Origin of the sequence: Streptomyces sp. NPDC102441, from assembly GCF_044765585.1 — a bacterium.
Taxonomy (GTDB): Bacteria; Actinomycetota; Actinomycetes; order Streptomycetales; family Streptomycetaceae; genus Streptomyces.
Genome location: NZ_JBIWKH010000004.1, coordinates 153,887 through 179,607, shown reverse-complemented (window position 1 = coordinate 179,607; position 25,721 = coordinate 153,887). Strand labels below are relative to the sequence as shown.

Annotated in this window: 28 protein-coding genes and 1 pseudogene; 17 read left to right on the top strand and 12 right to left on the bottom strand. The window is 72.0% G+C overall.

Features of this window, described 5'->3' with window-relative positions; genetic code table 11:
* The first annotated feature begins 46 nt into the window (after positions 1 to 46).
* The 8 genes from ACIREO_RS09535 to ACIREO_RS09500 all read left to right on the top strand — a co-directional run bounded on the left by ACIREO_RS09535 (position 47) and on the right by ACIREO_RS09500 (position 7,401).
* Positions 47 to 1,549: an ATP-binding protein gene (locus ACIREO_RS09535; protein ID WP_404106962.1), complete on the top strand. Its 1,503-nt coding sequence runs from the start codon at positions 47 to 49 to the stop codon at positions 1,547 to 1,549.
* Positions 1,546 to 1,995 (top strand): roadblock/LC7 domain-containing protein, encoded by a 450-nt coding sequence (locus ACIREO_RS09530; RefSeq protein WP_404106961.1) that lies wholly within the window; start codon positions 1,546 to 1,548, stop codon positions 1,993 to 1,995. The genes ACIREO_RS09535 and ACIREO_RS09530 overlap by 4 nt, the downstream gene beginning before the upstream one ends.
* A complete protein-coding gene (locus ACIREO_RS09525) occupies positions 1,992 to 2,363 on the top strand; it encodes a DUF742 domain-containing protein (protein ID WP_404106959.1) in 372 nt (123 codons plus the stop codon). The genes ACIREO_RS09530 and ACIREO_RS09525 overlap by 4 nt, the downstream gene beginning before the upstream one ends.
* Positions 2,344 to 3,000 (top strand): GTP-binding protein, encoded by a 657-nt coding sequence (locus ACIREO_RS09520; RefSeq protein WP_404106957.1) that lies wholly within the window; start codon positions 2,344 to 2,346, stop codon positions 2,998 to 3,000. The genes ACIREO_RS09525 and ACIREO_RS09520 overlap by 20 nt, the downstream gene beginning before the upstream one ends.
* Positions 2,997 to 4,229, top strand: coding sequence for a cytochrome P450 (locus ACIREO_RS09515; RefSeq protein ID WP_404106955.1), 1,233 nt, complete (start codon positions 2,997 to 2,999; stop codon positions 4,227 to 4,229). Before ACIREO_RS09520 ends, ACIREO_RS09515 begins: the two co-directional genes overlap by 4 nt.
* On the top strand, positions 4,226 to 5,434 hold the full coding sequence (locus tag ACIREO_RS09510) for a cytochrome P450 (RefSeq protein ID WP_404106954.1): 1,209 nt from the start codon (positions 4,226 to 4,228) through the stop codon (positions 5,432 to 5,434). The genes ACIREO_RS09515 and ACIREO_RS09510 overlap by 4 nt, the downstream gene beginning before the upstream one ends.
* An 84-nt stretch (positions 5,435 to 5,518) precedes the next feature.
* The gene (serC, locus tag ACIREO_RS09505) at positions 5,519 to 6,637 is read left to right on the top strand and encodes a phosphoserine transaminase (RefSeq protein WP_404106952.1); all 1,119 of its coding nucleotides are present in this window, start codon (positions 5,519 to 5,521) and stop codon (positions 6,635 to 6,637) included.
* Positions 6,638 to 6,786: 149 nt separating this feature from the next.
* On the top strand, positions 6,787 to 7,401 hold the full coding sequence (locus ACIREO_RS09500) for a Uma2 family endonuclease (protein ID WP_404106950.1): 615 nt from the start codon (positions 6,787 to 6,789) through the stop codon (positions 7,399 to 7,401).
* Between the two features lie 4 nt (positions 7,402 to 7,405).
* On the opposite strand, the gene ACIREO_RS09495 is transcribed toward ACIREO_RS09500, so the two are convergent.
* The 4 genes from ACIREO_RS09495 to ACIREO_RS09480 form a co-directional block, all read right to left on the bottom strand.
* A complete protein-coding gene (locus ACIREO_RS09495; protein ID WP_404106948.1) occupies positions 7,406 to 9,142 on the bottom strand; it encodes a GAF domain-containing SpoIIE family protein phosphatase in 1,737 nt (578 codons plus the stop codon).
* Between the two features lie 90 nt (positions 9,143 to 9,232).
* Positions 9,233 to 9,787 carry a GNAT family N-acetyltransferase gene (locus ACIREO_RS09490; protein ID WP_404106946.1) on the bottom strand — a complete coding sequence of 185 codons (555 nt, stop codon included), beginning with the start codon at positions 9,785 to 9,787 and terminating at the stop codon, positions 9,233 to 9,235.
* 29 nt (positions 9,788 to 9,816) lie between these two features.
* Positions 9,817 to 10,647 carry an ABC transporter permease gene (locus ACIREO_RS09485; RefSeq protein WP_404106945.1) on the bottom strand — a complete coding sequence of 277 codons (831 nt, stop codon included), beginning with the start codon at positions 10,645 to 10,647 and terminating at the stop codon, positions 9,817 to 9,819.
* Positions 10,644 to 11,627 (bottom strand): ATP-binding cassette domain-containing protein, encoded by a 984-nt coding sequence (locus ACIREO_RS09480; protein ID WP_404106943.1) that lies wholly within the window; start codon positions 11,625 to 11,627, stop codon positions 10,644 to 10,646. Before ACIREO_RS09480 ends, ACIREO_RS09485 begins: the two co-directional genes overlap by 4 nt.
* Before the next feature lie 102 nt (positions 11,628 to 11,729).
* Here ACIREO_RS09480 and ACIREO_RS09475 point away from each other — a divergent pair, with 102 nt between their 5' ends.
* Positions 11,730 to 12,503, top strand: a complete 774-nt coding sequence (locus ACIREO_RS09475) for a TetR/AcrR family transcriptional regulator (RefSeq protein ID WP_404106941.1) — start codon at positions 11,730 to 11,732, stop codon at positions 12,501 to 12,503.
* 43 nt (positions 12,504 to 12,546) lie between these two features.
* Positions 12,547 to 12,948, top strand: coding sequence for a PPOX class F420-dependent oxidoreductase (locus ACIREO_RS09470; protein WP_404106939.1), 402 nt, complete (start codon positions 12,547 to 12,549; stop codon positions 12,946 to 12,948).
* A 75-nt stretch (positions 12,949 to 13,023) separates the two neighbouring features.
* Here the strand turns inward: ACIREO_RS09470 and ACIREO_RS09465 are convergent, their stop codons facing one another.
* Entirely contained in the window at positions 13,024 to 13,872 is an 849-nt protein-coding gene (locus tag ACIREO_RS09465; RefSeq protein WP_404106937.1) for an oxidoreductase, read from the bottom strand.
* 107 nt (positions 13,873 to 13,979) lie between these two features.
* Between ACIREO_RS09465 and ACIREO_RS09460 the strand changes: the two genes are divergently transcribed.
* A complete protein-coding gene (locus ACIREO_RS09460; protein ID WP_404106936.1) occupies positions 13,980 to 14,909 on the top strand; it encodes a LysR family transcriptional regulator in 930 nt (309 codons plus the stop codon).
* Between the two features lie 84 nt (positions 14,910 to 14,993).
* On the opposite strand, the gene ACIREO_RS09455 is transcribed toward ACIREO_RS09460, so the two are convergent.
* Together ACIREO_RS09455 and ACIREO_RS09450 are read right to left on the bottom strand one after the other, a co-directional pair.
* The gene (locus ACIREO_RS09455) at positions 14,994 to 15,662 is read right to left on the bottom strand and encodes a histidine phosphatase family protein (protein WP_404106934.1); all 669 of its coding nucleotides are present in this window, start codon (positions 15,660 to 15,662) and stop codon (positions 14,994 to 14,996) included.
* Positions 15,663 to 15,782: 120 nt separating this feature from the next.
* Positions 15,783 to 16,763 (bottom strand): WD40 repeat domain-containing protein, encoded by a 981-nt coding sequence (locus tag ACIREO_RS09450; protein WP_404106933.1) that lies wholly within the window; start codon positions 16,761 to 16,763, stop codon positions 15,783 to 15,785.
* On the opposite strand from ACIREO_RS09450, the gene ACIREO_RS09445 reads away from it, so the two are divergent.
* Complete coding sequence (locus ACIREO_RS09445) at positions 16,762 to 17,520, top strand: GDSL-type esterase/lipase family protein (RefSeq protein WP_404106932.1); 759 nt, start codon at positions 16,762 to 16,764, stop codon at positions 17,518 to 17,520. The two genes, ACIREO_RS09450 and ACIREO_RS09445, sit on opposite strands and share 2 nt — an antisense overlap.
* Before the next feature lie 29 nt (positions 17,521 to 17,549).
* Here the strand turns inward: ACIREO_RS09445 and ACIREO_RS09440 are convergent, their stop codons facing one another.
* On the bottom strand, positions 17,550 to 18,764 hold the full coding sequence (locus ACIREO_RS09440; protein WP_404106931.1) for an SUKH-4 family immunity protein: 1,215 nt from the start codon (positions 18,762 to 18,764) through the stop codon (positions 17,550 to 17,552).
* Between the two features lie 214 nt (positions 18,765 to 18,978).
* Between ACIREO_RS09440 and ACIREO_RS09435 the strand changes: the two genes are divergently transcribed.
* Positions 18,979 to 19,881: an endonuclease/exonuclease/phosphatase family protein gene (locus tag ACIREO_RS09435; RefSeq protein ID WP_404107522.1), complete on the top strand. Its 903-nt coding sequence runs from the start codon at positions 18,979 to 18,981 to the stop codon at positions 19,879 to 19,881.
* Positions 19,882 to 19,908: 27 nt separating this feature from the next.
* On the opposite strand, the gene ACIREO_RS09430 is transcribed toward ACIREO_RS09435, so the two are convergent.
* Positions 19,909 to 20,550, bottom strand: coding sequence for a TetR/AcrR family transcriptional regulator (locus ACIREO_RS09430; RefSeq protein WP_404106930.1), 642 nt, complete (start codon positions 20,548 to 20,550; stop codon positions 19,909 to 19,911).
* Between the two features lie 247 nt (positions 20,551 to 20,797).
* The gene (locus ACIREO_RS09425) at positions 20,798 to 21,169 is read right to left on the bottom strand and encodes a hypothetical protein (protein WP_404106929.1); all 372 of its coding nucleotides are present in this window, start codon (positions 21,167 to 21,169) and stop codon (positions 20,798 to 20,800) included.
* Between the two features lie 102 nt (positions 21,170 to 21,271).
* Between ACIREO_RS09425 and sigJ the strand changes: the two genes are divergently transcribed.
* Genes sigJ through ACIREO_RS09410 form a run of 3 tightly spaced genes read left to right on the top strand, consistent with a single transcriptional unit; the run spans position 21,272 to position 23,531 of the window.
* Positions 21,272 to 22,180 carry an RNA polymerase sigma factor SigJ gene (gene sigJ / locus ACIREO_RS09420; protein ID WP_404106927.1) on the top strand — a complete coding sequence of 303 codons (909 nt, stop codon included), beginning with the start codon at positions 21,272 to 21,274 and terminating at the stop codon, positions 22,178 to 22,180.
* A gap of 18 nt (positions 22,181 to 22,198) precedes the next feature.
* Positions 22,199 to 22,735, top strand: coding sequence for a VOC family protein (locus ACIREO_RS09415; RefSeq protein ID WP_404106926.1), 537 nt, complete (start codon positions 22,199 to 22,201; stop codon positions 22,733 to 22,735).
* A complete protein-coding gene (locus ACIREO_RS09410; protein ID WP_404106924.1) occupies positions 22,728 to 23,531 on the top strand; it encodes a MerR family transcriptional regulator in 804 nt (267 codons plus the stop codon). Before ACIREO_RS09415 ends, ACIREO_RS09410 begins: the two co-directional genes overlap by 8 nt.
* Before the next feature lie 37 nt (positions 23,532 to 23,568).
* On the opposite strand, the pseudogene ACIREO_RS09405 reads toward ACIREO_RS09410, so the two are convergent.
* Together ACIREO_RS09405 and ACIREO_RS09400 are read right to left on the bottom strand one after the other, a co-directional pair.
* Positions 23,569 to 23,877: pseudogene (locus ACIREO_RS09405) on the bottom strand (Tat pathway signal sequence domain protein); the annotation flags it as partial.
* Positions 23,878 to 23,881: 4 nt separating this feature from the next.
* Complete coding sequence (locus ACIREO_RS09400) at positions 23,882 to 24,517, bottom strand: TetR/AcrR family transcriptional regulator (RefSeq protein ID WP_404106922.1); 636 nt, start codon at positions 24,515 to 24,517, stop codon at positions 23,882 to 23,884.
* Positions 24,518 to 24,655: 138 nt separating this feature from the next.
* On the opposite strand from ACIREO_RS09400, the gene ACIREO_RS09395 reads away from it, so the two are divergent.
* The gene (locus ACIREO_RS09395) at positions 24,656 to 25,720 is read left to right on the top strand and encodes a hypothetical protein (protein WP_404106920.1); all 1,065 of its coding nucleotides are present in this window, start codon (positions 24,656 to 24,658) and stop codon (positions 25,718 to 25,720) included.
* Position 25,721: the final 1 nt, after the last annotated feature.

Genomic DNA, 25,721 nt, shown 5'->3' with positions numbered 1-25,721 from the left:
GTCGCACCTGTCCCGCCCGCCGCACCGTCCGCCCCGAGGACTCCGATTGCGCCCTTCACTCCGGCCGACCGCACTCGCCCTGCTGATCTCGGCAGCCGTTACCGGTGCTCTGTGCCTGTGGGCGGTCACCGCCGCGCCCGCCTCGGTACGGACCCCGCTCGCCTGGGGGACGGGCACCGCCGCAGCGCTGCTGTGCGTCGCGGTGGCCGTCACGGTCCACACGCTCGCCGCCAACCGCAATCTGCGCGCGCTGCGGGCCGCCGACTCCGAACGCTTCACCGCCGAGACCTCCCGCCTCGTCTCGACCTCCGCCTCCGAGGCGCAGCGCTTCACCGCCGAGACCGCCCGGATCAAGGCCGCGGCCTCCGCCGAGGCGGCCCGGGTCACCGCTGAGGCGGACGACCGGGTCGCACAGGTCACCGCCGACGCCGCCAAGCACCACGAGCGGCTCACCGGCGAGACCGCGCGGCTCACCGCCCGCGCCCGGCGCAGCGAGACCGAGCGCTCCGCCGCGGTCGCCGCCTGCGCCAACGCCGCCGGCCGGATGCAGGCCCTGTCCACCAGCATGTTGGCCGACCTGCGGGAGATGGAGCACCGGCACACCGCCGAGGACGTGCTCGGCGACCTGCTGCACCTGGACCACCGCACGGCCCAGGCGGGCCGGCTCGCCGACTCCATCGCCGTGCTGACCGGGGCCCGTTCCGGGCGCCGCTGGGCCAAGCCGATCGTCATGGAGTCGATCCTGCGCGGCGCGATGGGCCGCATCGGCGGCTACCAGCGCATCCGCCTCCACTCGACCAGCGACGTGGCCATCGCGGGCCACGCCGCCGAGGGCGTCATGCACGCCCTGGCCGAACTGCTCGACAACGCTGCCAACTTCTCGCCGCCCACCGCCGAGGTGCATGTGTACGTCGAGGAGGTCCCGGCGGGCATCGTCGTCACCGTCGAGGACAGCGGCCTGGTGATGAGCGATGTGCAGCTGCGCCGCGCCGAGCGCGCCGTGTCCGCCGCCAACCAGGACCTCACGGGACTCTCCGGCACCCGGCTCGGCCTCGCCGTCGTCGGCCGGCTGGCCAGGAAGCACGGCCTCACCGTCTCCTTCCGGCCGTCGGCGCGCGGCGGCACGGGCGCGCTGATGATGCTGCCGCAGGAGCTCATCTCCCGTACGCCCACGCCCGCCCCGGCACCCGGGTCCGCCCGGCACCCCGAGCCGGAGCCCGACCACGCGACGCCGGACACGGAGAACCAGGGCCGGGCCACGGCGGACTCCCCCGGGCCCGCCTCCCGTACGGCGACCGCGCCCGGGAAGCCCGAGTCGGCGTCCGAGTCCACCGGTTCCGTACCCCAGTTCGGAGAGAGCGGCCTGCCCAAGCGCCGCCGCGGCCGCACCCTGGCCGCCGCCGAAGCCCGTACCGGCGATGCCGCTCCCGGCGGAGCCGAATCCCCCAGGCCCCGTGCCACCGACCCGAAGGTGCAGGCTGCCCGCTTCAGCACCTTCAGCCAGGCGGTACGAGCCAACTCCCCGCACCCGGAAGGCAACACCCGATGAGCGCGACAACCGACGAGAAGCTGAACTGGCTGCTGGAGGGGCTGCTCGACCGCACGCCCGGCGCCCGGCACGCCCTCGTCCTGTCACGGGACGGCCTGAAGCTGTGCCGCACCCCAGAACTCTCCGTCGACCAGGCCGACCAGCTCGCCGCGATCTCCGCGGGCATCCAGAGCCTGTCGCACGGCGCGTCCATCGAGTTCGGTGACGGCACCGGCGGCGTACGGTCCGCGATGACCGAGTTCTACGGCGGCGTGCTGTTCATCGTCGAAGCGGGCGCGGGCGCCCACCTCGCGGTCGTGGCCGCGGAGGACTCCGACGTCGGCCTCGTCGGCCACAACATGAGCGAGCTCGTCGAGCAGCTCGGCGAATACCTCGTCGCCCCGCCGCGCGGCCCCGTCCCGCCCGGGGGCGCGGCGGCCACGGCCACGGAAAAAGCTGACGTATGACATCCGTCCCCCGCCCCCGCCCCGGTCGCGACGACGACCCGGACCGGCTGTACACCCTGACGGGTGGCCGCAGCCGGTCCGACTCGGCCGCGTTCGACCTGGTGACGCTCATCGTCGCCGAGTGCGAACCGACCCCCGGGATGCAGTCGGAGCACGTCGCGATCCTGCGGATGTGCCACAGCCCCACCGCGGTCGTCGAGATCTCGGCCACCCTGAATCTGCCCGTCAGCATCGTCCGCATCATGCTGTGCGACCTGCTCGACACCGGCCGGATCAGCGCCCGCCACCCCCGTACTGCACGTGTCGAGGACCGGCTCCCCGACACCGACACCCTGGAACAGGTGCTCGTTGGACTCCGCAACCTCTGACCGTGCCGCCCTGCAGGCGACGGCCGACAACGGACTGAAGATCGTCGTTGTCGGCGGCTTCGGGGTCGGCAAGACCACCATGGTCCGATCCGTGAGCGAGATCCGTCCGCTCAACACGGAAGAGACCATGACCCGCGCGGGCGAAGCCGTCGACGACCTCGACGGCGTGCACTCCAAGACGTCCACCACGGTCGCCTTCGACTTCGGCCGCATCACACTCGACGCACGGTCGGTCCTCTACCTCTTCGGCGCGCCCGGCCAGGAACGCTTCTGGTTCCTGTGGGACCGCCTCTTCTCCGGCACCCTGGGCGCCGTCGTCCTCGTCGACACCCGGCGGCTCGCCGACTCCTGGTACGCCATCGACCGGCTGGAGCACCACGGCACGCCGTTCATCGTCGCGTGCAACGACTTCGGCGGCCCGCTCCACACCGAGCAGCAGATCCGTGAGGCCCTCGACCTCTCCCCCGACGTCCCGCTCGTCGAGTGCGACGCCCGGGACCGCTCCTCCAGCAAGTACGTCCTGATCACGCTGGTCGAGCACCTCCACGCGCTCTCCCTCGCCCGCGCGAAGGGCGCCGACCCGGCGCTCGCGGACGGTCAGGGCGCCGCGGCGATGACCCCGGAGCGCACCCTGTGACCTGCCCCGTGCCCCACGGTTCCGTACCCCTGTCCGGACCGCGGTTCCAGACCGACCCCGTGCAGCTGTACCGGGACATGCGCCGAGACCACGGTGCCGTGGCGCCCGTCGCCCTCGACGGCGACATACCCGCCTGGCTGATCCTCGGCTACCGCGAGCTGCACCAGGTCACCAACGACCCGGTGCTCTTCAGCCGGGACTCCGACCTGTGGAGCCAGTGGGAGAACATCCCGGACGACTGGCCGCTGCTGCCGATGATCGGCCACAAGCAGCCGTCGATCCTCTACACCGTCGGTGAGCGGCACACCGTCCGCGCGTCGATGATCAGCAACGCCCTGGAGGCCGTCGACCCGTTCGCGCTCAAGCGGTACGCGGAGGAGTTCGCCGACGAACTCATCGACGGCTTCTGCTCCACCGGCCGCACCGACATCATCGCCGAGTACGCGATGCTGCTCCCGGCCCGCGTCCTCGCGAGGATCTACGGCTTCAGCGACGAGGTCGGAGGGCCCCTGGTCGGCGCCCTCAACGACATGATCGACGGCCGTGAGAGGGCCCTGGCCGGACAGCAGCACCTCGGCGTGGCCATGCACCAGCTCCTCGTCGACGCGCACGCCGAACCCGGCGACGACGTCGCGAGCCGGATGCTCCAGGACCCGGGCGGCTTCAGCGACGAGGAGGTCGCCCAGGACCTCATGGTGATGATGGCGGCGGGCCACCAGCCGACCGCCGACTGGATCGGCAACTCGCTGCGGCTGATGCTCACCGACGACCGCTTCGCCGCGTCGCTCTCCGGCGGCCGGCACAGCGTCGCCGAGGCCATGAACGAGGTGCTCTGGGAGGACACTCCCACCCAGAACGTGGCGGGCCGCTGGGCGTCCCGCGACACCCACCTCGGCGGACGCCACATCCGCGCCGGTGACCTGCTGCTCCTCGGTATCGCCGCCGCCAACGGAGACCCGCAGGTGCGCACCGACGGCTCCGCCCTGACCGGCGGGAACAACGCGTTCCTCTCCTTCGGCCACGGCGAGCACCGCTGCCCGTTCCCCGCCCAGGAGACCGCGGAGGTCATCGCCCGTACGGGGATCGAGGTGCTCCTGGACCGGCTCCCGGACGTGGACCTCGCCGTCCCCTCGGACAAGCTGACCCGGCGCCCCTCCCCGTGGCTGCGCGGGCTGACGGACCTGCCGGTGCACTTCACGCCCACCCCAGCGCTTGGAGGCCAGAAATGACCCGGATCGCCCTCGATCCCCTCGTCGCCGACCTCGACTCCGAGAGCGCCGCCCTGCGCGCCGCCGGCCCGCTGGCCGAGGTGGAGCTCCCCGGCGGGGTGCACTGCTACGCGGTGACGCACCACGCCGAGGCGCGCCAGCTGCTCACCGACAGCCGCGTGGTCAAGGACATCAACGTCTGGAACGCGTGGCGGCGCGGCGAGATCCCGATGGACTGGCCGCTGATCGGCCTCGCCAACCCGGGCCGCTCCATGCTGACCGCCGACGGCAGCGAGCACCGCAGGCTGCGCAGCCTGGTCGCGCAGGCGCTGACGGTGAAGCGGGTGGAGCGGCTGCGGTCCGGCATCGAGGCGCTGACGAACGCCTCCCTGGACCGGCTGGCGGCGCTGCCCAAGGGTGAGACGGTCGACCTGAAGGCGGAGTTCGCCTATCCGCTGCCGATGAACGTCATCAGCGAGCTGATGGGCGTCGACGCGGTCGACCACCCCCGGCTCAAGGAGCTGTTCGAGAAGTTCTTCTCGACGCAGACCCCTCCGGACGAGGTCCCGCAGATGATGGCGGACCTCGGCACCCTCTTCACGAAGATCGTCGACGACAAGCGGGCGAACCCGGGCGACGACCTGACCAGCGCCCTGATCGCGGCCTCGGAGGAGGGCGACCACCTCACCAACGAGGAGATCGTCAACACGCTGCAGCTGATCATCGCGGCCGGTCACGAGACCACGATCAGCCTGGTCGTCAACGTCGTCGAGGCGCTCCAGACCCACCCCGAGCAGCGCAAGCGCGTACTGAGCGGCGAGGTGCCCTGGGAGAACGTGATCGAGGAGACGCTGCGCTGGAACACCCCGACCTCGCACGTCCTGATCCGCTTCGCGACCGAGGACGTCGAGGTCGGCGACAAGGTCCTGCCGAAGGGCGAGGCACTCATCGTCTCGTTCGGCGCGCTCGGCCGCGACGAGAAGCAGTACGGGGAGACCGCCGGCGAGTTCGACGTCACCCGCTCCCCCAACCGCCACATCGCCTTCGGCCACGGCCCGCACGTCTGCCCGGGCGCCGCGCTGTCCCGGATGGAGGCGGGGGTCGCGCTGCCCGCGCTGTACGAGCGCTTCCCGGACCTGGACCTCGCGGTACCGGCCTCCGACCTGCGCAACAAACCGATCGTGACGCAGAACGACCTGTACGAGCTCCCGGTCGATCTGGGCTGATCCCGCCGCTCACGTTCCGGAGCGTGCGTCTCACCGGACGGACACGGTCCTCGACCGCTTCCGGGAGGGACTACGCTCCGGGTCGTGGCTGACATCCAGATTCCCGCAGACCTCAAGCCCGCCGACGGACGTTTCGGCGCCGGGCCCTCCAAGGTGCGGACGGAGGCGGTCGACGCGCTGGCCGCGACCGGCACCTCCCTTCTCGGCACGTCCCACCGCCAGGCCCCGGTCAAGAACCTGGTCGGCGAGGTACGTGACGGCGTACGCAGCCTCTTCTCCCTCCCCGAGGGTTACGAGGTCGTCCTCGGCAACGGCGGGTCCACCGCCTTCTGGGACGTCGCGACGCACGGTCTGATCGAGTCGAAGTCCCAGCACCTGAACTTCGGCGAGTTCTCGTCGAAGTTCGCGAAGGCCGCCAAGCTCGCGCCCTGGCTTGCCGACCCGACGGTCATCGCCTCGGACCCGGGCACCCACCCGGACCCGAAGGCCGAGGCGGGCGTCGACGTCTACGCCTTCACCCACAACGAGACCTCCACCGGTGTCGCGGCCCCCGTCAAGCGGGTCGCGGGCGCCGACGAGGGCTCCCTCGTCCTGGTGGACGCCACCTCCGGTGCGGGCGGCCTGCCGGTCGACATCACCGAGACGGACGTCTACTACTTCGCCCCGCAGAAGTCCTTCGCCTCCGACGGCGGCCTGTGGATCGGCGTGTTCTCCCCCGCCGCCCTGGACCGCGCCGCGCGTGTCCACGCCTCGGGCCGGCACGTCCCGGAGTTCTTCTCGCTGCCCACGGCGATCGACAACTCCCTCAAGAACCAGACGTACAACACCCCGGCGCTGGCCACCCTCTTCCTGCTGAACGAGCAGCTGAAGTGGATGAACACCCAGGGCGGCCTGGACTTCACGACCGGCCGCACGGCCGCGTCCTCGCAGCACCTGTACGGCTGGGCCGAGGAGTCCAAGTACGCCACCCCGTTCGTCACCGACCCGGCGAAGCGCTCGCAGGTCATCGGCACGATCGACTTCGAGGACGGCATCGACGCGGCGGCCGTCGCCAAGGTGCTCCGCGCCAACGGCATCGTCGACACGGAGCCGTACCGCAAGCTGGGCCGCAACCAGCTGCGCGTGGCGATGTTCCCGGCGATCGACCCGGCGGACATCCAGGCGCTCACCGCCTGCATCGACTACGTGATCGACAAGCTCTGACGGTCACACGTCCTGGACGGCCCCGCACACCCCGGTGTGCAGGGCCGTTTCTGCTTCACTCGACCGAGTGGCGGGCTGCTTCCAGGACGGAATCAGGCCCGCCGTCCTACGATGATGTCCTCGACACCAGCCATTCCAGGAGGCCCGCAATGTCTGCAGCAGCAGTCGAGCACTTCTGTGACGGTGAACCGGAACCGCTGCTCGAAAGTGCCAACCGGCTCTCCGAGCAGCTCCCCCCGGGATACCGCGTCGAGATCATCGGAGGCGTCATCACCGTGGCCCCACCCCCGGACGGCCCGCACGCCAATGCTCTGACCACACTCATGATCCCGTTCCTGGCAGCAGGGCTCCACGGCGACGAGACCAAAGTCCTCCAGGCCATCGGCCTGTGGCTGCCCGGCGGCCCCGAGGACTACGCCATCCCGGACCTCGCCGTCGTGGACGCCGACTTCGACGAGCACCGGGCCGAGAACAACTGCTACGACCCCGCCGTCTTCCGCCTCGTCGTGGAAGTGACCTCCGGCAACTACAAGAGCGACCTGCGCAACAAGGTCGCCTCATACGCCGAGGCCAAGATCCCGGTCTATGTGATCGTCGACCGCAAGCACAGCCGCATCCACGTCCTCACCGAACCCACCGGCGGCACCTACGACAACCACGAGGTGTACGCCCCCGGTCAGACAGCCGCGCTCCCGGACTCCATCGGGGCCGAAGTGACGCTGGACGTGGCGGAGTTGGTGCAGGCCGGACGCCCTCGCGCCTGAGCGGTCACCTCCCGCCCTCCGTGACGCGGACGACGAGTACGGCCACGTCGTCCCGCTGCGGGGCATCCGCCAGTCCGTGGGAGAGCGCCTCCAGGAGCTGCGGCAGCGGCTCGTCCCCGTGTGCCGACAAGGTGGACGCCGTCCGTCCGATGCTCGCGTCGATGTCGTTGTCACGGCGCTCGACCAGCCCGTCGGTGTACAGCAGGAGCACGCTGCCCAGGGGGAGTTCGAGCTCGTGGTCGTGGCGGGCGGGGCCGCCGGGGGCGCCGAGGAGGAGCAGGCCGTGCTCATCCAGGGCCGAGACGCGGCCGTCGGGCGTCCGGAGCAGCGGCGGTGGGTGCCCGGCGTTGGACCAGGTCAGACGCCACCGGCCCCCGTCCGGGTCGAGGCGGGCGTGCACCGCCGTGGCGCCGGGGCCCAGCGGCAGCACGTCGAAGGCACTGTCGATCGCGTCCAGCGCGGCGGCCGGTGAGTGCGCGGGATGGCCGAGGGTGGCCTGGCGGAGCATGCTGCGGACCTGGCCCATCACAACCGCGGCCTGCACGTCGTGTCCGATGATGTCGCCGATGGACAGCATCAGAGCCCGCCGCGGGGCGTCAGGGAGCCGAGGCAGCAGGTAGGCGTCGTACCAGTCGCCGCCCACCATGTCCTGGTCGGTGGCCGGCAGGTACAGGGCGGACATGTCCAGGCCCGGCACGTCCGGAAGATCGGTCAGCATCGCGGCCTGGAGCTGTTCGGCGGTGCTGAGCCGGGTCTCGACGAACAGGGTGCGGTCCACCGCCTGGCTGACGTAACCGGCGACCGCGGTGAGGACCGCCTCCTCCGTCACCGCCAGGACATGACGGCCGGGCCAGCACCACGTCAGCACGCCTCGGCCGCGAGGCAGCGGTACGCACAGCGCGGAGCGGAGCCCCAGCGCGTCGTACCCGGCGACGGCCTCGGGGCTGAAGCCGGCCACGAGTGCGTCGTGGTCGGGGACGAAGACGGTGCGCTGTTCGCGCATGGCCTGCGTGCTGGGGAAGCCCGCGTCCAGGTCCAGACGGTCGATGGCGGTCTCCACCGGCTTCACGTCGTCCGGATCGATCACGCGCCACAGCCCCTGCCCGTCCGCGAGCAGCAGGCCCACGAAGGACGGCTCGTAAGGCCCGTCGAACATGCGGCGCAGGCGGCGGGTGAGGTCCGTGAGGTCGTGGGAGTGGCCCAGCTCGATGGAGGCGCGCAGCAGCAGGCCGGCGTGGTCGCGGTCCTGCCGGATCCGCTCGGTGGCGATCCGCAGGCGCAGTTCCACCGAGCAGGCGGCTGTGAGGTCGCCGAGGTCCTGCAGTTCGCCCTCGGCCCACTTCCGGGGCTTGTGGTCGATGGCGCAGAGCGATCCCAGGACCTGCCCGTCGGCATCCGTGAGCGGCATCCCGGCGTACGCGATCACCTGGAGGTCGGGGATGGCGAGGCTGGCGCAGGTCCGCGCATGTACCCGTGTGTCCTCGAGGACCAGCGGCCGGCCGTCGAGGACGACGTGCTGGCAGAACGAGTGGCTCAGCGGGGTCTCGCGCCGTCCCGCCCAGGGCTCGGCGAGACCGACCATGCCGGGGAAGACCTGCCGGTCGGTCTCCAGCAGCGAGACCAGCGAGACCGGGACACGGAGGAACCGGGAGACGAGCCTCGCGAACCGGTCCATGCCCGGATCGGCCGCCGCCGTCAGTCCCGCGAGCCGCAGGGCCTCCAGCCTGCCCAGTTCGCCCATCCCGGGGCCTCCGTCGATTGCTCGGCAGTCGCGGCGGTTTCCACGCACCGCGCTCTACGACGGTATAAGACAATTCCGGGCATGTCGTGATCAGGGACCGTGTCCGGAGTCCGCCACCCGGCCAGGAGCGGCGCCCCGGGGGACGTCCCGCAGCCACCGCACCTCGCCGTCCTCCCGCGCGCCCGCGGGCAGCAGCCCGGCTGCGGCGGCCACGGCGGCGGACGCCGTGTGGTCCGGGTGGATGTGCGCGACGACGGTGGTGACGGAGCCCTGGTCCAGCAGGTGCCGGACCAGGCCGGCCGCGGCCTCCTTGGCGTATCCCCTGCCCTGCCACCGCGTCCCGACCACCCAGGCGACCTCCGCCCGCGTCCCGCACACGGTGGCCTGGACGTAACCGGCCAGGCACCCGTCGGTACGCACCCGGAGCACCCAGTTCCACCAGCGTTCGGCGGGGTCCGGCGAGCCCGCGGCCTGGCGCTCGTAGCGGGCTCGCAGGATGCCGGGGCCCTCCGGCGCGCCCCCCGTGTAGGTGTGCAGGGCGGGGTCGAAGAGGACGGCGGCCATCTCCTCCGCGTGCGCGACGTCGAGCGGAAGCGCGTCGAGACGGGAGGTGGAGAAAGGCTCGGGATCCCTGTTGACCTGCATGGGCGGAGCCTACGCGGGGCTCCGCCCGGTCAGCGGCTGAGCCGCTGGAATCTGCGTACGGCGAGCGGCAGGAACACCAGCGTGATCACCGAGGGCCACACCAGTGCCATCAACAGGGCGTGCTCCTCGACCCAGGTGCCCCCGCTCGCCACCGGGTTGCCGAAGAGCTGCCGGGCTGCGGTGACCGTGGAGGAGACCGGGTTCCAGGCCGCGAGCGTGCCCAGCCAGCCGGGCATCAGCGAGGGGGCCACCAGGGCGCTGGAGATCATCGTGACGGGGAACGCGATGGCGTACAGGCCACCCGCCGACTCCGCGTTCGGGACGACGAACCCCAGCCAGACGCCCACCCAGATCAGGCTGAACCGCAGCAGCAGGAGCAGTGCGAAGGCGCCCACCGCCTCCAGCGGGCTGCCGCCCGCCCGCCAGCCGATGGCGAGCGCGGTGACCGCCAGGATCGTCAGCTCCGCACAGGCCACGACGAGGTCCGCGACGCCACGCCCGGTCGCTACGGCGGACGGGGCCATCGGCATGGACCGGAAGCGGTCGATGACGCCCTTGCCCGCGTCGGTGACCACAGCCATGGCGGTGCTCATGAAGCCCATCGTCATGGTCGTCGCGAACATGCCGGGCATCAGGAACTCCCGGTAGTCGCCGCCCCCGGGGACCTTCATCGCGCTGCCGAAGATGTAGCCGTACAGCAGCACGGAGATGATCGGGAAGCCGAGCTGCCAGACGATCGCGAGAGGCTGCCGCTGGTAGTGGGTGAGGCTGCGGCGGGTGACGTTCCAGCAGTCGGCGAGCGCCCAGTACGTGCGGCTCCGCTCGCGGCCGGTGGTGGCGTGCAGTCCGAGCGCGGTCATGCCGCGACCTCCAGACCGGTGCTGTGTCCGGTCAGGCACAGGAACACGTCGTCCAGGCTCGGCCTGTGCAGCCCGATGTCCTCCACCTCGATCCCCTCGTCCTGGAGGGCCCGCGCGACCTCGGTCAGCGCGGCCACCCGGTCGGCGACCTGAGCGTGCACACGGCGGTCCGGCGCGTCCGTCACCACAAGACCGCCGCCCGCCACCCGGTCCACGGCCTTCGCCACCGCCGGGAGGTCGGCCGGCTCGGCGGCCACGACCTCGATCCGGTCGCCGCCGACCCGGTCCTTGAGGCCGTCCGGGCTGTCGTCGGCGATGGCACGGCCCCGGTCGATGACGGTGATGCGGGAGGCGAGCTTGTCGGCCTCGTCGAGGTACTGCGTGGTCAGCAGCACCGTCGTCCCTCCGGCCACGAGCGCCCGTACGGCGTCCCAGACCTCGCCTCGGCCACGGGGGTCGAGCCCGGTCGTCGGCTCGTCCAGGAAGAGCACGGTGGGGGCGAGGATCATGGAAGCGGCCAGGTCGAGCCGCCGCCGCATCCCCCCGCTGTACTCCTTGACGCCCTTCCCCGCCGCGTCGACGAGGTCGAACTGCTCCAGCAGCTCACCGGCCCGCCGCCGCGCCTCACCGCCCAGATGGAAGAGGCGGCCGAACATCTCCAGGTTCTGCCGGCCCGTGAGCACCTCGTCCACGGCGGCGTACTGCCCGGCGAGCCCGATCCGGCTCCGAACGCGGCGCGGTTCACGCGCCACGTCCAGGCCCGCGACCTCGACCCGGCCCCCGTCGAACCGCAGCAGGGTCGCGAGGACCCGCACGGCGGTGGTCTTCCCGGCCCCGTTCGGCCCGAGCAGCCCGTGCACGGTCCCGGGGCGGACCGCCAGGTCGAACCCGTCGAGCGCGTGTTTCTCCGCTGCCCCCTTCTTCGCCCCGTACCGCTTCACCACTCGCTCGGCCAGCACGGCATATCCGGACGCGGACATGGCTCACTCCCCTTCTCCGGCTCCTCACCAAAACCGAGTACACCGTACCCGATTACGAGTACACCGTACCCAGTTTTGCGTCGGCGGGCTTACCCTGAGGCCATGGCGAAGAGCGGACCGGCAGACGGCACCACCACCGGCAGCGGCGACATCGGGCGCAGCCTGGAGCTCCTCTGGGGCACCGGCGAACGCCCCAGCCGTGGCCCCAGACCGGGGCTCACGCTCGACCGGATCGTCACCACGGCCGTCGGGATCGCCGACGCGGAGGGCCTCGACGCGCTCTCCATGCGCGGCCTCGCCACGGAGCTCGGCACCGGCACGATGACGCTCTACCGGTACATCCCCGGCAAGGCCGAACTGCTCGACCTCATGCTCGACCGCGTACAGGGCGAACCGCTCACAGTGGACGCCTCGGAGGTGCCCCGCGACTGGCGGGTGGCCGTCGACGTGATGGCCCGCACCTACCGGGCCACCCTGCGGGCCCACCCCTGGCTCCTCAAGATCAACCAGGCCCGCACGGTCCTCGGCCCGAGCGCCCTGCGCGGCCTCGAACTGGCCCTCACCGGCCTGAGGGGCATGGGGCTCACCGACCCCGAGCTGATCGGGGTGATCATCACGGTCAACAGTTTCGTCGAGGGCCTCGCCCGCACCGAGAACCACGCCATGGAAGTCGCTCGCGAGACAGGTCTGAGCGACGCCGCCTTCTGGGAGGGCCAGCGCCCCTATCTGGAGCGGGCGATGCTGAGCGGCGACTACCCGCGCATGGCCGCCCTGTCGGCGGACGCCTTCGGGTCCGATTTCGACCACTTCGCCTTCGGCCTCGGCCGCATCGTCGACGGCCTCGAGACCCTGGCCCTCCAGCGCGGGGGGCAATGAACCGAAAGGCCCGGATCACCCCTTTTTCATGCACCATGGATACATGGAGACGATCCGTGAGCTGAAGCCTTTCGTGAAGCAGTACACCGTCCTGCTGAGCAGCCGCAGGCCGGACGGATCAGCTGCCCACACCCCCGTCAGCATCGCCGTCGAGGGGGACCACGCCTATATCCGTACGTTCTCCTCCGCCTGGAAGGTCGACCGGATGCGTAACCATCCGGTGGTGGAGATCGCCCCGTGCACCGTGCGAGGAGCGCCGACAGGACCTCCGACGAAGGCATGGGCGCGGCTCCTGCCGCAGGACTCGAAGGAGAACACGCACGCCGCCCGGACGCTCTCCCGGAAGTACCCGGCGCTGCACGGCGTGGCCGTCCCCCTCACCCACCGGCTGAAGCGTGACCGCACGCTCCACTACGAACTGCGGCCCATCACCGACGACACCTGAGCGGGCCGGCGAACGGCCTCGCGGGCCGGCGCGAACCCACGAGGCCCGGCCTCGCGGACCCGCGAGCCCGACGGGTCACGCGCCGTCGAGGTCCGTGCCCCGGGAGACCTTCTCCCACTCGGCGAGCTCCGCCCGCACCGAGTCCAGATGCCCGACGAGGGCGTCCACCGCATCGCCTCCGAGCGCCAGCCGCAGGGGGGTCTTCTCGGACTCCAGGGCGTGGCGGATCGCTGCCGCCGCCTTCGCCGGGTCGCCAGGCTGGCTGCCGCTCCCGCTCCGCACCGTATGCCGGGTCACGCCGGCCGTCCCGGCGTAGGCCGGGTTCTCCTCGCTGAAGTACGCCGCGCCCCTGCCGAACAGGTTGGTCCTGAACGCCCCGGGCTCCACGATCAGCACCTTGACACCGAAGGGCCGCATTTCGTCGGCCAGCCCCTCGGAGAGCTGTTCCAGGGCCGCCTTCGTCGCGCTGTAGGCGGAGAACCCGGCGAAGGAGAGCTGTCCGCCGAGGCTGCTCATCATGACGACCGACCCGCCGCGCCGCTCCCGCATGCTCGGCAGGAGGGCCCGGGTCAGGCGCGCCGGGCCGAAGACATGCAGGTCGAAGAGGTCCCGTAGCTCCTGTTCGGTCGTCTCCTCGAACGCCCCGACCTGGGTACGCCCGGCGTTGTTGACCAGGACGTCCACCCTGCCGTAGCGGGCCAGGACATCGGCGGCGACCTCGTCGATCCGCTCGCCGTCCGTGATGTCCAGGCTGACCGCCTCGACCTGGCCGGGGTGGGCGGCGACCAGGTCGTCCAGGGCGGAGGTCCGCCGGACCGCGGCGATCACAGTGTCGCCCGCGGCGACCGCGGCCTCCGCGACGGCGCGCCCGAAGCCGCTGTTCGCCCCTGTGACCAGCCACACCTTGCCGTCGTTCGCGCTCATGATGGTCTCCCTCGTCATCCGCCGCCCGGGACCTTTCCCGTCGGTGGATCCCATCCTTCGCCCGGACCGCGGGGCGCGTCCAAGACCTCTTGTGATAGCCATGCGTTATGGACGTCCACGGCCGCGATCTCCGCTACTTCACCGCTGTGGCCGAGGAGTTGAGCTTCACCCGGGCCGCCCAGCGGCTCTTCGTCTCCCAGCCCGCGCTGAGCAAGCAGATACGGATGCTGGAGAAGCAGACCGGCTCCGAACTCTTCGACCGGGACCGGCGTACGGTCCGCCTCACAGCGGCGGGTGAGGCCCTGCTGCCGCACGCCCGTACGGTGCTGGCGGCCTGGGAGGCGGCGGAGCGGGCGCTCGACGAGGCGAGGGCCGCTGAGCGGGGCACGCTCACCATCGGGATGTCCACGAGCCCGGGGCGCGGCCTGCTGCCTGCCCTGCGGGCCCGGCTCACCGCCCGCTTCCCTTCGGCCCGTCCGGTATTGCGCCAGGTCAACTGGGCTGACGGTACCGCCGGGTTGGCGGACGGTTCCTGCGATGTGTCGTTCGCCTGGCTGCCGCTGCCGGACCCCGCGCGGTACCGCTGGGTGGTCGTGGCCCGTGAGCCGAGGCTGATCGCGCTGCCGGCCGACCACCCGCTCGCGGCACGGGCTTCCGAGGATCCCGAAGGCATGGCCGACTTCACGGACTTCCTGGACGAGCCCTTCCTCGCCCTGCCTCCGAACGCCGGACCGACACGGGACCACTGGCTGGCCCTGGACGCCCGTGGTGGCCGGGAGCCGGTGATCGGGGGCGTGATCGCCAGCGCCGAGGAGACCCATGAGGCGGTGGCCAACGGCCAGGGCGTGGCGCTGCTGGCGTCCGGGAACGCCGCGCTGATCGCCCGTGACCACGTCATCTGCCTGCCGGTCCGAGGCGTCACCCCCTCGGAACTCGCGGTGGCCGCCCGCCGCGACGACGAACGCCCCCTGGTCCGCGCCTATCTGGCCGGGGCGGAGGAGCTGGCGGCCGGGGAAAGCTCCCCGCCGCCGCACTGAGGACAGCGCAACGGCAGATCAGGCGGCCGGCCGGATGCGCCGGTGGAGCGGGAGCTGCGCCGGCCCCGCTGACACCGAAAAACCCTAGCCGTCCGTACCGTCGACGGGCTCGCCCGCCGGGCCCGTCTCCTCGATGCCGCTGTCCTGCGCGCCGACTGCCCGGCCTTCCCAGTGCAGCACCCGCCAGCCTTCGCCGGGCGCACCGGAGAGGATGACGGCCCCGGTGTTCCGCAGCGCCCGGGCGGACGCGAAGTCGACGTCGACGTTCTCGGCCCGGGCCGCCGCCCACATGCGGATGGCGGCGCCATGGCTGACCATGGCCACGGTCCCGGCCCCGGTGCCCGCGGCCTCCTCGACGACGGCGTCGTAACGCCGCAGCGCCTCCACCCCGTTCTCCCCGCCCGGCATACGCAGCCCGGTGTCCCCCGCCGACCATGCGAAGGCAGTGGTCATGTAGGTCTCGACGGCCTGGTCGTCCCCGCGCATCTCGAGCTCCCCGGCGGACAGCTCCCGGAGCCCCTCCCGCACCCGGACCTCCAGCCCCGTCCGCGCCGCCAGGGGTGCCGCGGTGAGCTGGGTGCGGAGCAGGGTGGAGGCGTAGAGGGCGTCGATCCTCTCCGCCGCCAGCGCGTCCGGGAGCGCCGCCGCCTGCTCCTGGCCCAGCGGGGTCAGGGCGGGGCCTGGTTCAGCGGTGTCCAGCAGGCGCTTGACGTTGGAAGTGGTCTGACCGTGGCGAATGAGCAGCAGCCGCATAAACAGATCTGTCTCCGTGAGGCGGGATTTTCGGGGGCTCCTGGGAGGGGCCGGTCTTCCACTCTGCCACTGCGGGACCTTCTTCGACGGCCCCGCGGGGTGACCCGGACGGCTCTCGCCCTACCCCCGGCGGCGCTTCGCCACGATCAGGGCCAGCACGATGACGACGACGGCCACGGCGCCGCCCGTCGCGGTGCCCTTCTTCGAGACGCCGTCCTCCCCGCCGTCCCCGGACGACGTCCCGCCGCCCCCGCCGTTCGGGGACGTCCTGCCGCCGCCCTCCACCTCCACGCGCACCACTTCGCTCTGCTTCCCCTCGGAGCCGAACATCATCGCCGAACCGTCCGCCGTGTACGTCACCGACTCGGACTGCCCCTGGAGCGGCACGCTCACGGCGTGGTCGGCGCCGAGCCGCCCGTTCTCGAAGGCGTAACGCCGGGCGCTGAAGTACGAGCGGAGCACCAGCTCCTTGCCGTCCGGGGAGAACGCTCCGTCCGTCACCCACGGCACCTCGCCCACGCGCCGGAAGACGTTGTCCCCGCCGGCGGCCAGCTTCTCCGGGCCCTCGTAGAGCGCGCCGCCACCCTCCCTCTTCGAGGCGATGTACACCCGCCCCGTCTTGGGGTGGACCATCATCGCCTCGGCGTTGCGCGCCCCGTCCGCGTACGTCACGTCGAACTGCGTGGCCCGCACCGTGGCGTCCGCGAGCCGCTTCGGCTCGGGGAAGCGGTAGATCCAGACGTGGTCCCAGGAACCGTCGAGGTTGTCGCCGATGTCACCGACGTACAGGTTCCCGTCGGGCCCGACCGAGATCGCCTCCACATCGCGGGGATCCCCCACACCCTTCATGGTGATCGTCGCGACGGTCTTCCCCGTCCGGGAGTCGACGGCGTAGACGTACGGCCCGTCGTCGCTGTCGTTGTGCGTCCAGTAGATCCCCGGGTGGAGCCGGCTGGCGGCGATACCGCTCGACTCGGTGATCCGGGAGTCCTCGATGGTGAAGGTCCGGTCCGCCCCGTCCCCGTCGTCCGCGACGGACGGCACCGTCCCCGTCAGGAACAGGAGGGCGGTGGCAGCGGCGACGGTCAGCAGCGATCTCATGGCACAAGTGTCCACTGTCACGTCGCAGGCCGGAGCAGTGATCAGCCATGATGTCGCCATGCGTTTTCTCTTCGTCGGCGACTCCATGACCATCGGGCGTTCCGGCGACTTCACCTGGCGCTACCGCATGTGGCAGCACCTCGATGCGACCCTCGGCGCCGGCGCGTACGCGATCACCGGCCCGCGCACCGAGCTCTACGACACCGAGGCGAACGCCCCGCTCTCCCACGCGTACGGCGACGCGGCCTTCCCCGCGCCCGCGCGCCGGCACCTGGCCGGCTGGGGCGAGGGCTGGCTCCACATGGCCCCCGCCATAGCGGACACGGTCACGGCGGCCCGCGCCGACGTCCTGCTGGTCTCGCTCGGCCTGATAGACCTCGGCTTCTACACCGACAGCACGCAGACGGCCGCGAACGCCCGGGCGTTCATCACCGCGGCCCGCACCGCCAACCCCCGGATCAGGCTGGTGCTGCTCCCCGTCATACCGAACATCCGGGCGGAGTCCGACGCCCCCTTCGCCGCCGAGTGCGACCGCTTCAACACGCTGCTCGCGAAGGCGGCCGCCGAGCTGGACTCCCCGTCGTCCCCGGTCCTGCTGGCCTCGCACCCCACGGGCTACGACATCCACACGGACACCTACGACGGCACCCACCCCGGCCCCACGGGCGAACACAAACTGGCCGGAGCCTTCGCCGACGCGATGCACCAGGCCTGGGGCGTGGGCGGCCCTTACGCGGGAGCACTGGCGGCGGCCTGATCAGGCCTGACCGACCGGCGGTCGCACGTTCACAGCACGCCCCCCGCCTCGTCGTGGAACACCTCCGGCCAGTAGCGGTAGTCGTCGGGCCCGGCAGCGGGGAGGCAGGCGATCGGGTCGGCCGTGGAGAGCACGGCGACCATCGTGTCGGCGAGCTGGTGGTAGAACTCCCCCATACTGCCCGTCAGCTCGTACTCCTCCGCCAGCTTCTGCTGCCGGCTGTGCATCCAGACCGTGAACGCCAGGGTCGACACATCGGCGTTGACCGGCGTCACCGTCTCGTCGTCGATGAGCGCGTAATGGACCACGCCCGTGCGGCCGTCGACGATGGCGTCGAAATCGTGCATCAGGCCGCCGATGACCAGCAGGTGATCCGACCCCTCCGGCAGGGCACCGGTGATCCGGAGGTGCTGCAGCTCGGGCCTCGCCATGTTCTCCGCGCGGGCGGCGGTCATCGTCCTCAGCATGTCCGCGGGCTCGTCCAGCCCGAACATCAACCCGTCCCGGGGCAGCCCGACCTCGGCCAGGAACCGCCGGGTCGGCTCGTGTTCCAGCACCTCGGGCAGTTCCGCCGGGGCGATCCGGACGACCTCCCCCGTACCGAACTCCTCCTCGATGAAGTCCGGCGGCAGATCGAGGCGCAGCCCCCTGCCCGGCGCTGCGATCAGGGCCATGGGCCGGAACAGCGCCGCGATCCGCCAGACCGGGGGCACCCCGCCGTCGCCTTCCACATCCCCCCACCCGTCCTCGCCCCAGTCCTCGGCCTTGAAGACGGAGAGCAGGATCGAAGAGGCCTCCTCGGCGACCGGAACGCCGGTGCGGCCCTCCAGGTGCCCGAATCGGCCACTCAGCGAGTCGAGTTCACCGAGGGCCTCCAGGAAGCGCGCGAGCGCGTCGAGCGAGGGGGCGAGCGGATGGAGCCCGGCGTACCGGGCCGCGGTCATCTGCAGGCTGAAGGCCCGGCCTGTTTCCCCGTCCACGACGACAGCCTGGGCTTCGTCCCCCTCGATCAGCAGGTGCCCGACAACCACCGTGCCCGCTATATGCGGATCGAGGTCGGCCGGGTCGTCCTTCTCCTCGACCAGGTGGACCGCCGTGACCATGCGCTCCCCGGACAGGTGGCGGAACCGTATGACGTCCTGTCCGCCCGAAAGCACACCGCCGACGAGCGCACGCCGCGTCGCCCTGTGAGTGATGCCCGGGTGGATGGACTCCTCCGGTACCGCGACGGCCGTTCCCTTCATGTCCCAACCCCAAAGTGCTTCGTCCGTAGTGACCTTGCGGATAACACCCACCGTAAGGCGGGGCACTGACAGCTGCCCCGGAACCGGATCAAGGAGCCCGGCGTCCTCCTCACGTGCGAGGCCTCGCCGGGAGACCTCCGGACTGGAGCACGAGCGCGTGGCGCAGAAGAAGCGGGACGGACCGGCACCGGGCTGGAGCCGGCGGCGGGGCCGCGTGACCGCTCTGCTCTGCCTCCTTGTGGCCGTCCTGCTCGTCTTCCCCGGCCTGATACCCAACACCCCCGGCCACCTGGGCAGCCTGACGGAGACTTTCCTCCCCTGGCTCGGCCTCGCCGTCCCCGTCCTGCTGGTCCCGGCGCTCCTGCGGCGCTCGCTCCTGGCGTCGGCCGCGCTGCTGCTGCCCGTGGTCACCTGGTCCGCCCTCTTCGGGGGCCTGCTCCTCGCCGGGGACGAGACACCGGACGGCGCGTTCACCGTGGTCCAGCACAACGTCAGCGACGTGAACCCCGACCCTGCCGCCACCGCACGGGCACTGACCGGGACGGGCGCCGACATCGTCGCCCTGGAGGAGCTGACGGCCCAGGCCCTGCCCGCGTTCGAGGCGGCGATGGCAGCGGACTACCCCCACCACGCGACCAAGGGCACGGTCGGCCTCTGGTCGAAGCATCCCCTCAGCGGTGTACGGCTGGTGGACATCAGGCCGAAGGACGTCGGCGAGGGCTGGGACCGGGGCCTGCGGGCGACGGCCCGTACGCCGCAGGGTGACGTCGCCGTGTACGTCGCCCACCTGCCCTCGGTCCGGATCGGCGCAACCGGGCTCTCCTCGGGCCGGCGGGACGAGAGCGCCGCTCTCCTGGGCGAGGCCATCGCCGCCGAGCCCCTGGACCGGGTGATACTCCTCGGCGACCTCAACAGCACGCTGGACGACCGCGGTCTGGAGCCGGTCAGCTCGCTGATGGACCGGCCGGGCCAGGGCTTCGCGTTCAGCTGGCCCGCGAAGCTCCCGGTGGCCCGGATCGACCAGATCCTCGCCCGGTCCGCGACGGTCACCGGCGTACGGTCCTTGCCCGCGACCGGCAGCGACCACCTGCCCATAGCGGCGGACCTCAGGCTGTGACCGCGGCCCCGGCGCCCGGGCCCACGCTCAGCCCGCCATCTCGATCCCCAGCATCGCCAGACCCAGCTTGGTCAGCTCCTCCGACACCTCGCCGGGCCGGGCCCTGCGCGGGCGGCGGGCGTGGTGCGCCATGAGCTCGTGGACCGTGCCCACCATCACCATCACCACGACCCGGTGGTCCCGCTCCTCCACCTCACCGCGCACCGCCGCACGCTCGGCCTCACCGGTCAGGAAGTCGGTCCACAGGTCACGCCACCGCTTGCAGTGCGCGTCCACCGCCGGACTCACACCCAGCACCTCGACGAACGTCACCCGCGCCTCACGCAGGTCCCGGGTCACCGCCAGGACGTACGCGTCGAACAGCCGCCGGAAGCGCATCTCCAGCGGGCAGTCGTCCATCCCCTCGGAGAGCAGGGCCACTTCGGACGCCCGCAGTCCGGCCGTCGTGATCTGGTTGTGCAGGGCCATCAGCAGGCCTTCCCGGGAGCCGAACTCCTCCCGGAGCACCTCCTCCGGGACACCGGCCGTCACGCACAGGGCGTACTCCGACGTCTGCGCGTAGCCGTACACCCCGAACATCTCCAGGGCAGCGTCGAGGAGCTGCCCACGGGCCCGCGTACGCACACCGTCGGCCGCGCCGGTCAGTTGGTCCACCGGGACATCCACCACGGGTCCTCCTTGGTCTGCCGCACATCCAGTGATCACGAACCGCCGTGGAGCGGGTCGCGTGGGCCGGAGAGAGCTCAGGCGCCTCTGGATGGCGCGTGCGCCATTGTCCAGGTACATCCCGCCGTACGCGTCCCTCGCCGCGCCGCCGCGCGCACAGTCCGCCAGGACCGGTGAGCGCTCGCACAGATGTGCCCTGGGCGCACGCCGCCGAGAACGCTCCCCCGGCCGGGCGACGCCGGGGCCGCGCTCACCGTGTGCGCCGCGCCAGCGCCAGCAAGCTCAGCCCGAACATCAGGACACCCAGGGGGAGATGGACCGACGGTATGTGCGCGATACCGAGCACGACCTGGGCCGAGGCGAGGACCAGGAAGCCGGAGGCGTGCAGGACGGGCCGGGGCGAGCCGCCGCCCGGCTTCCAGGCCAGCACCGCCGCGATCACGTACAGCATCGACGCCCCGTACATCACGCGGGCTCCGACGCTGTGCAGCGTCTCCCCGTAGGGAGCGGTCAACAGCAGTCCGGCGGAGACCGCCTGGAGGAAGATGGTCAGGGTCTGCAGGATGATCGCGATCTGCAGGAACGAGAAGCGGCGCTGTGCAGTCGCCAGTTGGGTCGCCATGGCACGGTCCCCTTTTCCGCCCGGAGGGGCAGTGGATCGATAAGGTCTCACCAGCCCGACGAAGTGGGCCCGCGAAAGGTAAGGCGAGGAGGGGCCGGGAGCATGAGGGCGGCTGGGACGACCCCCGGTGGGACAGCCGGTGAGCGGCGCCAACTTATGAACATCGCCTACCGGTTGCTCGGCTCACTGGCCGAGTCGGAGGACGCCGTGCAGGAGGCGTACGCGCGCTGGTACGCGCTGCCACCGAGCCGGCGGGACGAGATCATCTCCCCCGGCGCCTGGCTGACGACCGTGACCGGCCGCATCTGCCTGGACGTGCTCGGTTCGGCGCGGGCCCGGCGTGAACGCTATGTCGGCGCATGGCTGCCGGACCCGCTGCCCGACCTCGCCGAGTGGGGCCCCGGCCATGGCACCGATCCCGCCGACCAGATGGTCCTGGACGAATCGGTGACGATGGCCTTCCTCGTCGTCCTGGAGTCGATGACGCCCGCCGAGCGGGTGGCGTTCGTCCTGCACGACGTCTTCCGGTACCCCTTCGCCGAGATCGCCGGCATCCTCGGCCGGACCCCCGCCGCCTGCAAGCAGCTGGCGGCCTCCGCCAGGCGGCGGGTGCGCTCCGAGCGGGCCCCTGTGACGACGGCCGGCCGGGCCGACACGGTGCGGCAGGTCAAGGTGGCCTGGGAGACCAAGGACATCGCGGCCCTCGTCGACCTCCTCGACCCGGCCGCCGTGATGACCGCCGACGGCGGCGGCATGGTCGGCGCCGCCCTGCGCCCGATCGACGGCGGCGCGCAAATCGCCCGGTACATGGTCGCCATCGCCGACAGGGCTCCGGGGCTGGAACTCCTGGAGCGGTCGGTCAACGGCCTGCCCGGCCTGGTGGCCCGGCGCGCCGGCGCCGTCATGACCGTGGCGTCGTTCGATGTCACCGACGGCCGCGTCACCCGGATCTGGGTGGTGCGCAACCCGGAGAAGCTGGGGCCGTGGGGACTTGACCCTCACGTTGCGTGAGGCTGGAGGGTGGTGTGCATGAGCGACTACTACAACGCGTTCGAGATGAGTCCCGTGCCCGCCCCCGGCCCGGACGTGGTCCCGCCGGAGCCGTTCCAAGGCATCTACGGAATGCCCGCGTTCGCGACGATCCCCACCAGCGATCTGGCGGCCTCGGTGGACTTCTGGACTCGTGGCCTCGGGTTCTTCGAGCTGTTCGGCATCCCCGGCACGCTTGTGCATCTGCGCCGGTGGGCGTTCCAGGACGTACTCCTCGTCACGGCGGAGAGCGTTCCGGAGCAGCCACCGGCGATGAGCCTCAGTTTCGCGTGCGTGCTCAGCCAGGTCGACTCCCTTGTCGAGACCTGCCGTGCGTTGCGCCCGGACTCGGTCGACGGTCCACGGGACACCCCCTGGAACACCCGCGACGTGACGGTGACCACCCCCGAGAACGCGCGGATCGTCCTCACCGCGGCGAAGCCCTTCGATCCGGCCGGCCAGGAGGCGCGGAACCTCGCAGCCATCGGGATCACCCCGCCGGACGCCGGTCCCGGCGACAATGAGGACCATGCCTGAAGCCTCCGACACCGACGGCCTGACCGTCGGCCAGGTCTCGACGCGTCTGGGCGTGACCGTCCGCGCGCTGCACCACTGGGACGAGATCGGCCTGGCGCGTCCGTCGCTGCGCACGGCTGCCGGATACCGGCTCTACACCGCCGGCGATCTGGAGCGTCTGCACCGTGTCGTCGTCTACCGGGAGACCGGCCTCGGCCTGGACAGGATCCGGGCCTTCCTGGACGACCCGGCCGCTGACGTGCCCGGTGCGCTGCGCGCACAGCGCGCCCAGGTCGAGGAACGCGTCGACCGCCTCCAGCAGCTCGGCGCCGGACTGGACCGGATGATCGACGCCCATGAGCGTGGCCTCCTGCTGACCGTCGAGCAGCAGGCCGAGATCTTCGGCCCCGAGTGGGACCCTGACTGGCCAGCCCAGGCCCGCCGGCGCTACGGGAACACGACGCAGTGGATGCAGTACGCCGAACGCTCGGCCTCTCGTGGTCCGGAGGAATGGCAGGCCGTCAGCGACGCGGTCGCCGACCTGGACCGTGCCCTCGCGGACGCGATGGACGCCGGCGTCGCACCCGGTGGCCCGGAAGCGAACCACCTCGTCGAGCGGCATCGCGAGGTCTTCGCTTCGCACTTCCCCCTCACCCGGCAGATGCAGGTCTGTCTCGCCCGCATGTATGAGGCGGACCCCGCGTTCGCCGCCCACTACGACGGCATCCGCGCCGGCCTCGCCACGTGGTTCCGCCGAATCGTCGACGCCGCCGCGCGCGCCCATGGCATCGACCCCGACGCCGCGACCTGGGAGTAGGGCGGCGCGGGCCCGGCCCCCTGGGGGTGCGAAGCGTTCACAGCCGCTTCAGCACGGCCTGTTCGGCCGTGGCGAACTCCTCGTCGGTGAGGATGCCGGCCTCGCGCAGTTCACCGAGCTCGCGGAGCCGCCGCAGCAGGACGTCGTGGTCGCCGGCCGGCGGGGCGGCCCCGGGCTCCGGAGCGGCCCCGGGCTCCGGAGCGGCCCCGGGCTCCGGGGCGGCCCCGGGCTCCGGAGCGGCCCCGGGCTCCGGAGCGGCCCCGGGCTCCGGGGCGGCCCCGGGCTCCGGGGCGGCTTCGAGCACGGCGGCGGGCACCGGCACCCGTACGAGCACGGCGGCGGCGACGCGGTCAGGCGACGCCGCCGCCCGCGCCCCGGCCGTGGACCAGCGGCAGGAAGACCTCGTCGACGATCTCGACGAGGACGGCGTCCTGCACGGCCGGGACACCACGCGTCATGTACTCGTTGCGCAGCAGCGCCACCGGCGCGGACGCCACCCGTGGGTGCAGCGCTCCCGGCGTGGCCTCGCCGCGGGTCACCGCCCGGCCGAGCACCTCCGTCCACGCGGACTCGTAGGCGCCTCCGCCGGCCTCAGGGTCGCGCAGCTCGGCGAGCAGCCCCGGCGTGCCGCCGGCCGCCGCGATCAGACCGCGCAGGATCTCCCCGTACGGCGACGACCAGGTGCTGTTCGCGCCCCGTAGCAGCTCCAGGGCGTCTCCCCGCAGCGAGCCGGTGTCCGGCACGGTGGTCTCCGCCGCGGCCAGCCGGCGGTACGCGGCGACGCCGAGCGCGACGCGGTCGGTCCAGCGGCGGTAGATCGCGTTCTTGTTCGTGCCCGCCCGCCGGGCCACCTCGTCCATGGTCAGACCGGCGACACCGGACTCCCGCAGCACCTCGGCCGCCGCCCGGAGGATCGCCTCCTCCAGTACCGCTCCGCGCCGCCGGGGCGCCCCGGCCTCCCGCCGTCCGTCACCGGCATCCGGCACTGGTCGTCCCCTCTCGTCCCGTACGCCGATATCTACGGCACGGAGCGCACGCACACCAAATCCGGACGGCTGCGCGCAGCCGCACGCACAGTAGGGTACGTTCAGTACCCTAATTCGCCTCGCAGAGAGGGCCCCGCCGTGCGCACCTTCGGCATCAACTTCGACACCGGCTTCACCAGCGCCGGAACCACCACCCGAGAGCCCTTCGACCCCGCCACCGTCCGTCGCGAGATGGAGATCATCCGCGACGGGCTGCGCTGCGACGCCGTCCGGGTCACCGGCGGCGACCGCGACCGCCTGGAGACGGCGGCCCGGCTCGCGGCCGAGGCCGGACTCGCCGTCTGGTACTGCCCGTTCACCAACGGCCTCACCCAGGAGGAGCTCCTCGGCTTCCTCACCGACAGCGCCGGCCGCGCGGAGAAACTGCGGCGGGACGGCGCCGAGGTGGTCTTCCTCACCGGGTCGGAGATCTCCCTCTTCACCGACGGCTTCCTCCCTGGCGACACCATGGCCGACAGGGTCGCCGTCGTCTCCGACCCACAGCGGCTGCGGGCCGCCCTCCCCGCCCTGCACGCCCGGGTCAACACGTTCCTCGGTACGGCGATCACCGCTGTGCGGGCGGAGTTCGGCGGCCGGATCGGCTACGCCTCCCTCCCCTTCGAGGGCGTCGACTGGACGCCGTTCGACCTGGTCGCCACCGACGCCGGCTACCGCGACGCGGGGAACGCCGGCCAGCTGGCCGACGGACTGCGGGCGCTGACCTCGCACGGCAAGCCGGCGGCCGTCACCGAGTTCGGCTGCGCCCCCATCCGTGGCGGCGCCGGCATCGCGAGCCGGGCCGACGCGGTAGTCGAATGGGACGACCGAGCCCGCCCCGCGCGCTTCACCCGGCCCGTCATCCGCGACGAGCAGGAGCAGGCCGGCTACGTGACCGAACTCCTCGGGCTCTTCGAGGACTCCGGCATCGAGGCGGCCTTCGTCTACACCTTCGCCCGCTACGACCTGCCGCACGCCGACACGGAGATCGCCCCCGGGGCCGAGGACCGCGACTTCGACAAGGCGTCCTTCGGCGTGGTCAAGGTCCTCGCCGAAGGACGCACCGGCAGCGCGTATCCAGGCCTCCCGTGGGAGCCCAAGGCCGCCTTCCACGCGCTCGCGGAGTACGGCCGCGACCGGGCGGAGGGCACCCCGCCCACCCCCTGAC